Annotated in this window: 9 protein-coding genes; 3 read left to right on the top strand and 6 right to left on the bottom strand. The window is 38.6% G+C overall.

Annotated features, from left to right (window positions below):
- Positions 1–49: 49 nt before the first annotated feature.
- The 3 genes from ACY10D_RS02515 to ACY10D_RS02505 form a co-directional block, all read right to left on the bottom strand.
- Positions 50–658, bottom strand: coding sequence for an aldolase/citrate lyase family protein (locus tag ACY10D_RS02515; RefSeq protein ID WP_486999230.1), 609 nt, complete (start codon positions 656–658; stop codon positions 50–52).
- A 36-nt stretch (positions 659–694) separates the two neighbouring features.
- Positions 695–1,669 (bottom strand): isopenicillin N synthase family dioxygenase, encoded by a 975-nt coding sequence (locus ACY10D_RS02510; protein ID WP_486999229.1) that lies wholly within the window; start codon positions 1,667–1,669, stop codon positions 695–697.
- 92 nt (positions 1,670–1,761) lie between these two features.
- A complete protein-coding gene (locus ACY10D_RS02505; protein ID WP_486999228.1) occupies positions 1,762–2,976 on the bottom strand; it encodes a M24 family metallopeptidase in 1,215 nt (404 codons plus the stop codon).
- A 437-nt stretch (positions 2,977–3,413) separates the two neighbouring features.
- Between ACY10D_RS02505 and ACY10D_RS02500 the strand changes: the two genes are divergently transcribed.
- The 3 genes from ACY10D_RS02500 to ACY10D_RS02490 are packed head-to-tail and all read left to right on the top strand — an operon-like array spanning position 3,414 to position 7,504.
- On the top strand, positions 3,414–5,261 hold the full coding sequence (locus ACY10D_RS02500; protein WP_486999227.1) for a M24 family metallopeptidase: 1,848 nt from the start codon (positions 3,414–3,416) through the stop codon (positions 5,259–5,261).
- A gap of 16 nt (positions 5,262–5,277) precedes the next feature.
- Complete coding sequence (locus ACY10D_RS02495; protein ID WP_486999226.1) at positions 5,278–6,540, top strand: aminotransferase class I/II-fold pyridoxal phosphate-dependent enzyme; 1,263 nt, start codon at positions 5,278–5,280, stop codon at positions 6,538–6,540.
- Positions 6,541–6,556: 16 nt separating this feature from the next.
- Positions 6,557–7,504 carry an NADP-dependent oxidoreductase gene (locus ACY10D_RS02490; RefSeq protein ID WP_486999225.1) on the top strand — a complete coding sequence of 316 codons (948 nt, stop codon included), beginning with the start codon at positions 6,557–6,559 and terminating at the stop codon, positions 7,502–7,504.
- 5 nt (positions 7,505–7,509) lie between these two features.
- Here the strand turns inward: ACY10D_RS02490 and purE are convergent, their stop codons facing one another.
- Genes purE through ACY10D_RS02475 form a run of 3 tightly spaced genes read right to left on the bottom strand, consistent with a single transcriptional unit; the run spans position 7,510 to position 11,440 of the window.
- Positions 7,510–7,998: a 5-(carboxyamino)imidazole ribonucleotide mutase gene (purE, locus tag ACY10D_RS02485; protein WP_486999224.1), complete on the bottom strand. Its 489-nt coding sequence runs from the start codon at positions 7,996–7,998 to the stop codon at positions 7,510–7,512.
- Between the two features lie 3 nt (positions 7,999–8,001).
- Positions 8,002–9,876 (bottom strand): glycerophosphodiester phosphodiesterase family protein, encoded by a 1,875-nt coding sequence (locus ACY10D_RS02480; RefSeq protein WP_486999223.1) that lies wholly within the window; start codon positions 9,874–9,876, stop codon positions 8,002–8,004.
- The gene (locus ACY10D_RS02475) at positions 9,863–11,440 is read right to left on the bottom strand and encodes a DNA recombination protein RmuC (protein ID WP_486999222.1); all 1,578 of its coding nucleotides are present in this window, start codon (positions 11,438–11,440) and stop codon (positions 9,863–9,865) included. Before ACY10D_RS02475 ends, ACY10D_RS02480 begins: the two co-directional genes overlap by 14 nt.
- Positions 11,441–11,700 lie beyond the last annotated feature (260 nt).

The following is an 11,700-nucleotide window of genomic DNA, read 5'->3' as shown; positions in this document are numbered from 1 at the left end:
TAACACAATAAATTATGGATTGGCAACTCGTAAACTTTATTTTTGATTATTATTCAACCCTTGATTCGCATTTAAATACATTCATATCGTTAATTTCAAAGGAGTTCGTGTCAATTGCCATCAAATTATTCTTAGCTGCCGCAATACACAATTTAGCTCTAGCATAATCAACATAGGCTTGATTTGGAGCATACATTTGTGCCACAAGATCTGCCTGACCAAAACACAAAGCATCACTTAGTTTTGCAATTTCATTGGCATTTTCCACTGCCTCAACCGTCTCAATAAATGTATAAATTTTAGGTTGAAATGGGCTATCTGCAAAAAAAGAGCGATATATTTCTAAATCTCGCGCGTGGTTCACTTTAGGTAAAAATACATATTCAAATGCTGTATTTCCAGATAGATACATATCCTGCAATAACAGTACATCTAAAAGCCCATCGATACTTGACAAATTATTAACTCTCACACCGATTTTAATACCTAAATCCAGTAGCGGCTTGAAGTTAAATGCTTTGGCTTTATGTCTTGCCGCTTCTTTCTTATGAACGTGTGTTGCATCTTCCAAGTCCACTACAATCATATTTGCATTGGTTGCAGGGTTACGAACAAGAGCATCCAACTTTAATGCTGGTGTATATAAATAGCTATACATAAATGAGATCCTTCTTTATTAAGTGATATGTGAAAATTAGATTGCTTCCTCAGGCGTTCGTCCAAATAAAGCGTTCATTTTTTGCAATGAGAATTGCTCATATATGATAGGAGCATATTTAGCAGGATATTCAGCACTACAGAACTTAGGAAACGCCTCAATCATCGTGTCATCATTAGCAAGTTTAAAGAATACAATTGATTGCCGAGATTTATCACGCAACACGACTCGGTGACGAGTCGATACATATTGATCATTTGACCAACGCATCATCAAGTCGCCAATATTCACCAGAATATAATCTAACTCTGTCAAATTTGGCTCTATCCACTGACTATCTTTGGTCATCACTTGGATTCCTGGAGAGCTGTCAGTCAATAACGTAAACAAACTACCATCTGTATGCTCTGCCATACCTTGGTTATTTGTAAACCCATTTTGAAACCCAGGATAAGTCTGTAATCGCATTGAATCATTTGAATTTTGAATTCTTGTCTCAAAAAAGCCATCAGGTAAATCCAAGGCAATGGCAAATAGTTTTGCCAAATAAAGCGATAAATCCTCCAATGCTGCAAAGTAGTCTTTTGCCTTACCCACAATACGCCCAACGTCATTATTGTCTATTAAACATGATAATTTAGGATCTTGTGCAATAATCAGTTTTCCAATACTAAATTTTTCAACATAATCACTTGGCTTACCATACTCACCCATATAGGCATATGCATTTTCCTCTAACAAACCACTATAGCCATAAGGTGTGTAATCATTATGATTCAGTGTAAAGCCTGATGGCAGCTTGCACGCCACTTTCCTTTTTGGCTCTAAGCTAAAAAACTCTGCTAACCCATCATATGCTCGTTGTATAACATCTTTAGCAACCCCGTGTCCGGTGAGCACAAAAAAACCAACTTCTTTACATGCTTTATCAATTGAAAAGGCTGCTTCTTTCATTGCTTGTTTAGAGCCTAACCTTGCTTCTGACAAATCAATAATAGGAATGTCATTCATACACATTTCTCCTTTGTCTAAGACATTAACTTATTTAATGATAATTGAATAAAATGGAATTTTTTTTGGATTTACAATCCATTTAGATGAGTCTACGCGCTAGCAACTAGCTCTGCGAATGGATTTTCCAAACTATGCATTGGTCTAGTAAACCATCTTGGACCATCATTGGTCATGTAAAAGTGATCTTCATGACGAAAACCAAACTCTTCTGGGACAATAAGCATTGGTTCATTGCTAAAACACATTCCAACTTTAAGCAGCGTTTCATCACTTCCTACTAAATTAGGTGATTCATGAATATCCATACCAATACCATGCCCCGTCCTATGAGACACACCAGGCAAATTATAATCTGGGCCGTAGCCTTTCTCTTTGAGCAATACCCTTACTGCGTTATCAACATCAGCACATGGCTTACCATTAATTGCAGCATTAAAAGCCGCTTTTTGTAGGTCTTTTTCGTCTTGCCACACTTTCCTTTGTTTGCTACTTGGCTCGCCAAACACATAGCTTCGGGTAATGTCTGAATGATAGCCATGCAATGTGCACCCTGTATCTATCAATACAACATCACCCACATCCAAACATTTAGGCTGTTTTACCCCATGTGGATAAGCAGTGTCACTTCCGAATAAAACGATACAGAATGTTGAGCCTTTATTGGCACCAACTCGTTGATGAGCACGATGAATAAACGCTGTTACTTCCTCTGTGCTTATGCCTTCATATAAGATATTTGCTGCCGCTTTTTGCACCGCTAGCGTCATATTATTAGCACACTGCATAATTTTAAGCTCATGCTCGGATTTAATTGAACGGCATGCTGTAATAATATTTTCGGCATTGCTAAATTGAACTCCGTGACAAGATGACAAAATACCATCATAAATAAAAAACGGCATTGAGTGATCAAGTGCGATAACCGCAGATTTACCAACATTCAACTGCTGCACAACGCTTGCAAATAAGGCATATGGGTTATGGTGCTCTTCCCAGCAGTAAATCTCCCCGTCTAACATCAGTAAGCTTTCAAAAGTTCCTTGCTCAAACTTAGGCAAAATATAGCGAACATTACCCTCGCGCGGAATAATTGCTCCAACCATGCGCTCGCTTGGATTCCACTTAACCCCTGTAAAATACTGCAAATTAGTGCCTGCATTGACGTACAAGGCATCGATTTTGTGGATTTCCATTTGTTTCTGAACGTTTAGAATTCGTAATTGATATTCATTAATCTGAATTGGGTTAACATCCCCAACCAAATTCACTAATCCTTGTAACTCAATTTCGATAAGTGAATTCATCTTGCCCTGCATAAAACTTCCCCATGTTTTCGTTACTTGTCCCATTTACCCTATCGGCATACTTCAAATCATATTGATCTAAAAAAAGCATTTATAGGTTTACCACCCCTAAAGCTAGATTTCAACGTTTTTTTGAAGTATTTGTAACAAATTGTAATGGTATGTTTAATAAAACATTGGTTTTCATTGGATTTTTTAACTTATTTTTAATTTAAAATTTAACATGCGCCCATTTTTATGCTTTCCGCCTTTTTATTTAAAGTTTTTTGACGATAATGAAAGTTTAATACATTTTTATCGCTAAACATCATTGACATTTATTTTTTCACGTGATTATTATTTAATTTATCTTTAGGGAAATCACATATCTGTAATCAGTACAAATCGTTAAATTTTAAACTCTTTATTTAAAAAACAACAGACATCAAGGAGAATCTATGTCTACCATGCAAGAACGCCTACACGTACTACGCAAACTTATGCACTCACACCAACTAGATTACTATATTGCCCCAAACTCAGATCCACACAACAATGAAATCCCACCTGAATGTTGGTCTCGCCGACCATGGGTAACTGGTTTCACAGGCTCAGCAGGTGAGGCGCTTATTGGTCAGGAACATGCTTATTTATCAACAGATGGCAGATATTTTCTACAAGCAACAAACCAAATGGATAAGCAATTTTTTTCCTTATTAAAGCAAACAGCCTATTTGCCCAAGACCGCTGATTGGTTAACTGCTAATGCAAACAATAGCTCAATAGGGATAGATCCAAAAACCATTAGCATTAAAAGAGCCAATAACCTCAGTGATGAACTTGCAAAATCAGGAAACAAGCTACTCTTTATTGATGAAAATTTAATTGACACATGCAGACTTCATTTCAACCAACTACCTGAATTACCCCAATCTGAAGCCTTTATATTGAACCAACAATACACAGGCGAAAGTTGTGACAGTAAACTAAAGTGGTTAAAAGCATTTTTATCTGAGCATAGCGCTAATTACTTAGTACTTAACACGCTAGATGAAATTTGTTGGCTACTCAACCTTCGTGCTGCTGATGTTGAGAATACACCACTGTTGATTAGTTATGTTATCGTTAGCCAAGACAAAACGTACTTATTCACAGACCCACAAAAATTGAATGCTGAAGTTTCAGCATATCTTGAGAAAAATCATGTCACCATTTCCGAATATAAGCAGTTTGAGCATCACCTTAAGCACTTAGAGGGAACCATCATACTAGATGAACAACAATCATCCATGTGGATTTATAATCTGGCTTCCCATAACAGTAACAATACGATTATTTATCTACCCTCGCCAATCATTATGAAAAAGAGCTGCAAGAATAAAATTGAACAAGCTGGTGCGCGACAAGCCCATAGTAAGGATGCTGTTGCCATCATTAACTTTTTATATTGGCTAGAACAAAATTGGCGTTATGGAATTACGGAAATTGATGCTGCGACTAAGCTAAAAGAATTTCGATTGCAAATGCCCCACGCCATTGATTTAAGCTTTGAAACCAAAAGTGCTTTTGCTAGCAATGGCGCAGTTATTCATTATGATCCCACGGCTGAAACAAATAAAGTGATTGATAATTCAAGCTTATATTTGTTTGATTCTGGAACACAGTATCTAGAAAGCACGACTGATATTACTCGAACCGTTCATTTAGGGGAGGCTACAGCTGAGCAGAAAAAACATTATACGCTTGTATTAAAAGGTCACTTGGCACTTGGACGAGCAAAATTTCCACAAGGCACATGCGGTGAACATCTCGATGCATTAGCTCGAATGTATTTATGGGAAGAGGGGCTAGATTATCAACATGGCACAGGTCATGGGGTTGGCAGCACCTTATGTGTTCATGAAGGTCCACAAAAAATATCTAAAGTTAGCACTGGCGTTGCTCTTAAACCTGGCATGATTATAAGTAACGAGCCAGGGTTATATTTAGAAGATCACTATGGCATCCGGATTGAAAATTTATGCCTAGTCACTGATCAATCCACAGCAACAACCCCAGAGGGTAATGCCTTTTATTGCTTTGAAACATTAACACTTATTCCTTATTGTAAAGCGCTAATTGATACAACACTCTTAACAGCTCAGGAAAAACATCAACTGAATAGTTATTATCAAGCCATACTTTCACAAATCGCGCCTCTACTTAGCCCCGACGTACGAAAATGGCTTAAACAAGAATGTGATATTCAATATGTTACACAACACGATCATGCAACATCACTAGAGTCTGTTGCTGCACTCATATAAAAAACAGGAACAACATATGACACAAGACACATCACAATCATCAATAATAGGACCGCATATATACCGAAATAATCAAAAAATGGTGCCGGCAAGTGAATACGCTTGGGATATCGCACAGCAAAATAACATGCTAGGTATTCGCGTAAAATTTAATGGCTCTCAAAATAATCTTTTAGATCTCGATAGCGGGCAAGAAATTGTTAATTTATGTTCATGCTCCTACCTAGGATTAAACTCTCACCCTCAAGTCATCGCAGGAGGCGTCAAGGCACTACTTGAAAACGGCGTTACCGGATTATCAATGGCAGAATTTAGAATTCGCCTTGGCATTATGGAAGAGCTTGAAACTAAACTTTCGGAACATTTTGACACACCTGTTTTACCTGCAGTTTCATGCAGTGCAATAACCGCAGCTATTTTACCAATGTTAGGGTCTGGACACCTTACTAATAGCGAACCCCTTGTCGTTGTATTTGATAAATTTGCTCATTTTTCGATGGCTTTTATGAAACCGATTGTTGCCGATGAGACGCTTGTTCTAACATGCCCTCACAACGACATGAATTATTTAGAAGATATTTGCAAAAAATATCCTCGTGTTGCCTATGTATGTGATGGTGTTTACTCTGTGGGTGGTTCTGCCAATGTTACCGCATTAAAATATCTGCAAGAAAAATATGGTTTATTTATTTACTATGATGATTCGCATGCACTATCTGCATGGGGAGAAAAAGGTGAGGGCTATGTACGCTCTCAGTTACCAGAAATGAATGAGCAAACAATTATTGTTGCTTCAATTGCCAAGGCTTTTGGTAGTACAGGAGGTATTGCTATGCTTGGTTCCAAAAAGCATTATGACTTCCTCTACCGGACAGGTCCTCTTGGCTGGTCGCAAAGCTTAAGAACTGCAGCAATAGGCACCACACTAGGAAGCTTAGAAGTACATCAAACATCAGAGCTTAATCAGCTTCAGCAACAATTGAAAAGTAATATTGATTTATTTGATCAACAAATCAACACACCACAGAAAGGTAATAGCTTAAATATTAAAGTCGTTGAAGTTGGCGAGCAAGATAAAGCCGTTTATCTATCCAAAGAAATGTTTAAACGCGGCTTTTATTGTTCAGCTGTTTTTTTTCCTATTGTTCCAAAAGGTAAAGCAGGAATTAGAATTATGTTGCGTGGTGATTTACCAACAGCAACAACACAGCGCTTTATTGATAACTTAACATCGGTATTAGCAGAAATTGCCACTAATGAATTTACAACACCCATTTAACAAATAGGATCTTTACGTGAAAGCGATTCAATTTAATTTTTTTGGCTCACCACAAGTTTTACAATGCACCGAGATCGACCCACCAACGATTGATACTGATGATCGAAACACTCTCCTAATAAAGGTTTTTGCAAGCGGTATAAATCCTATTGATGCTAAAATCAGAAATGGCTCAAGCTTTGCTAGCGCTAACATTAACTTTCCTTCAGGTATCGGGTTTGATATCAGTGGAGAAGTCATTGATAAGAGTATTGATGTCCAGAATATTAACCTAGGTCAACATATTATAGGACGCCTTGGATTTGATAACCTTAATGGTTATAGTCAATATTGTAAAATCAAAACTAGTCAAGTTGTGATTAAACCTGACAAGCTCACTTGGGAGCAAGCAGCTTGCCTGCCCATCGCAGGGCTTACCGCCTGGCAATCTCTACATACACATGGCAAGTTACAAGATAATGAACGTGTATTAATCCATGCTGGCGCTGGCGGTGTTGGACATCTAGCCATTCAATTGGCTAAAGCAACAGGCGCCTATGTCATCACAACCGCCTCTAAAAAAAATCATGATTTCGTTAAATCGCTTGGTGCAAATGAGGTAATTGATTACCATGTTGCACCATTTGAAAACATGATTAACAATATTGATCTTGTCATTGATTTGATTGGTGGTGATACAGGCATTCGCTCATTTAAAACATTACAACCTAAAGGGCGCTTAGTAACCATTCCAACCAACACTAGAGATCAAGTGCTAGCTCATGCGCACAGTCTTAATTATAATGCTTGTGGCATGCTAGCTGAAACCAACTTATCCGAACTTAGTACGCTTGCTGGGCTTTGTGAAGAAGGATCTTTAGATGTTTATGTTCATAATACTTTTGATCTTAGCGAAGCCTATAAGGCACATGAACTGCTTGAGACAGGACATGCGACAGGCAAGACCGCCTTGAAATGCATATAAATCGTCTATTCAAGCTGCGTTGAGCTTAACACACTATCCGTCTGTGCCTGACGATACTGTTTAATTGCCTCATTATATTCATGATGCTCAGCAGCCAACATGCTGCATGCAAACAAAGCAGCATTGACAGCACCCGCGCGTCCAATGGCAAATGTCGCCACTGGAATGCCTGCTGGCATTTGCACAATAGATAACAATGAATCTTGCCCTGATAAGGCTTTGGATTGCACCGGTACTCCAAGCACTGGGATATGCGTTTTCGCTGCAAGCATACCTGGTAGATGTGCCGCTCCTCCGGCACCTGCAATAATTGCTTTTAAGCCTTTTTGCTCGGCTGTTTCCGCATAGCTAAATAATAAATCAGGTGTGCGATGCGCTGAAACAACTTGAACTTCATAAGGAATACCCAATTGCTTTAAGGTTTCTGTGGTATTTTGCATTGTCTCCCAATCAGACTTTGAGCCCATAACAACGCCAACTAATGGTTTACTCATTCTTTAAATCCCCTCTTTTTGGATAACATGTAAGACTTGCGCACAAATCCACTCATATATAAATTGAAAACTATGTTTGCCTTTATTACTAAAACGCACATGATGCTCTTGTTCAAAGCTTCTATTTTTAATGTGGTCATTTGCCTTAATAACTAACGACAGATCATCAACTAACTGTCCACTCTTACCCCAAAACCCAAGCATGCCATTGGTTTGCAACTGAATACTTAACTTTGGCTTAATTTCGGTGATTGGCATCAACTGTGCTAAATGACTGTATACATAGCCTTTAGTGACATCTTTTTGCATGCTTAGACTCACCTCACCTGTTTTGAGATACGTCTTAAGCACTTCACTGGCATGTTGCTTAGTCGTTGTTGCTAGAAATGGCTCAACCACTTTGGTGATCTCATTAGCAAGTAACGACACATCCTGTGCAGTCGTGGCATGTAGCTTAACCTCAAGATATGGATATGCCGCACGATAACCAAGCTCTAGCTGATATTCAGCTGCTAATGGGCTTAACATCTCAGCAATATGCGCCTCTGAAGCACCTAATAATTGCCATTGATAGCGTACCGGCGTGTTGTGTAGCTTTAAATAAAGCAGTCTAGGTAAAACCTCTTGATCAAACATTGGCAAACATTCATGTGGTGGACCCGGTAGCATAAACAAATGCTTATTATCAACATTGACATAACAACCATCTGCCGTACCTTGCGCATTAACAAGCACCTCAGCACCTTCGGGGAAATACGCCTGTTTCTTGTTATTCTCAGGCACAGTTGCAAAGCGACTGGAAATACGCGTGAAAATTCGCTGCCAAGAATCTTCATTAAACACTAACGATTTATTAAAAACCTCCGCAATCGCCTCGCAGGTCTTATCATCTTCGGTGGGTCCCAAACCACCCACTGTAATAACAACATCGTGCTCTTGCAGCAAGAATCGTAAACTTGTTTTGAGCTTCTCTTTAGCATCAAAACTAGCTAGATGTAACCCCGGCTGAAAACCATGTTCATAGAGCTTCTCAGCTAACTTAGGAGTATTGGTATTAATAACATCACCGGTGGTGATTTCATCACCTGTTGCTAAAAAACCAATGCGTTTTACGTCAGATTGTAAGGCACTCATACTATCGATAAATACACTATCAGCACCCTCGCTCAGTAACTCATGAATTTCTTCATCTGGTAATGACCCAATCGAATAAACTAGCACGGTGTGAAAAGCTTCTTTTAGTTGCGCAATACGCTCACGATTAAGCACTGCGCTATTAATACCTAGAGCGACACAGCCCCACTGATCAAACTTCTTCTTTATTTCAGTAAAAATACTATGCTCTTCACGCTGCCAATCTTTAACCTCCAGTAGAAACTCACAAGCCAGTTTTGTTTTACTTTCTGCCAATTGCGCTAAGACGCACTCTGAAAAGCTCGACAATAAAATACGTGAATGTAATTGCGGGTAACGCTCAACAAGATCCAATAAGTTTTTAACCAAGGACGATTCATAATCCGCATCAAATTCAGCTTTGACCTTAATCTCAATATTGATATATAGATCTGGTTTAGTTGCCATCCAAGCTAAATATTCATCCATCATTGGAATCTTGGCATGCGTCTCTGAGAAGCGATCGTTTAATACATGAAGCTCACTAATATCAGCCCAAGCTTGACTCGTTAGATCAACATCTAACCCTGTAAGCTTCTTAGCATTATTATCATGGAAGATAAAAAGCATATTATCAGCACTTAACTGCACATCCAGCTCAATCCAGCGCGCTCCCGCCTCATAGGCCTTTTCAAATGCCAACATCGTATTTTCAGGCGCGATTTTATTCGCCCCTCTATGAGCAATGAATTTACTTATCTTCATGTTGTGACAACTCCAGTTCTGATTGCTCAACAATATCTTTTGGTAACGACTTTTTCATATGTACCCCCATATTTTCGAGTTGCACGGCTTGGGAGATTAAGTTTCCTCTACCTTTGGTTAGCTTGTTCAGCGCACCATCATAAGTCTCTTTGCTTTTATCTAACTGCTTACCAAGTGTCTCAACATCTTCAACAAAGCCACGGAATTTATCGAGCATCTTGGTTGCGCGATCGGTGATGTCACTGGCGTTTTTATTTAAACTTTCATATTTCCATGTGTTACGAATAGTGCCTAGTGTTGCCAATAAGGTTGTTGGTGTTACGATAATAATACGCTTTTTAAAAGCTTCTTGAAACAAGCTATCATCATGTTGAAATGCCACTACAAAAGCCGCTTCAATTGGCATAAACATCAAAATAAAATCCAATGAGTTTACCTGCGATAAACGCTCGTAGTTTTTAGACGATAACAACGCAATATGCTGACGAATAGCGTCAATATGCTTCTTAAGATACTCTTGTTTTGAGCTATCACTATCAGCACGCGTATAGGCATCATAACTTACCAAGGAAACCTTAGCATCGATAATGACGTCTTTGCCATCGGGCAAATGAACAATCGCATCAGGGCGCATGACTTTGGTATTATCCTCGTCATCACTTGCTTTAAAGCTTGTCTGCACATCATACTCATGACCTTTGCGCAAGCCTGATGATTCAAGCACGCGCTCAAGCACTACCTCTCCCCAATCGCCTTGCAGTTTCTTATCACCCTTAAGCGCTTTAGTCAGATTTTTCGCTTCTTTGTTCATCTCTTGATTTAATTCAAACAGCTTATTGACTTCTTTTTGTAATGAGGCTCGCTCCTTGGCTTCATGCACATAAACATCATCAACTTTCTTTTTAAACTCATTAATATCATTTTTAAACGGCTGCAATACTTCTGCTAAATTCACTTTATTCTGATTGGCAAACTTCTCGCCCTTTTCTTCAAAAATGCGATTTGCCAAATTCTCAAATTGTTCCGTTAAGCTCTTTTTGGCATTCTCTAATAATGCTATTTTTTCCTGTGCGTTTTGCTCTTGTGCTTCAATGTGTTTTAGGAGTTTTGAGCGCTCCGCCTGAAGTGCTGATTTTTCCTCAGTTAAATGATCAACTTTAGCTAACAGCTCATCATGCTTAGTTGACAACTTATTAAGCTCAACGATCAAGCGCTCACCATCTTTAGCTAACGAATCAATCTTAACCTCATCACTGGCAAGTTTATTTTGCAGCTTAAGCACTTCCTCACTACGAATCTCAAACTTTTGTTTCGTCATACTAAGCTCTTGGCTTAAACGCCTTTCTTGCTCTTGGTAATGCTTATGATCCGTTGTTAATACCAAGTTTTGTTGCTGACTTTGCTGAAGTTGACTCTCTTTATCCTGAAGTAATGCTTCGATTTGCGGCAATTGCTCTTCAAGTGCTTTTAACTTTACTTGTTGTGATTTGCTTGAAACTTTGACGAATAAAAACCCAATAATAAGACCCAATATAAAGGTGGCAATGATCAGTCCGACCAACATAACTTTTCCTTTGCATTATGCTTTGATAATTTAGGCTATATCATGCCATAAAATTGATGTTATCGCTTGTAAATATCACAGGAAACCAAAGAGGGAGATCATTATTCAACCAAACAACTCGTAAGTGTTCAGATCCCCTCAGTATAATTGCATGAGTTGGTGACAACAATTGTAAAGTATTATTTTCGATCAAAAATTTTGTAGACCTCATCATCGTTTCTTTTTCCAACTACAGTTATATAAAGTATTTCACTATCTGT

This window comes from Cysteiniphilum sp. (assembly GCF_057495195.1).
The sequence above is the reverse complement of the archived record's forward strand: the minus strand, read 5'-3'. Positions and strand labels throughout refer to the sequence as shown.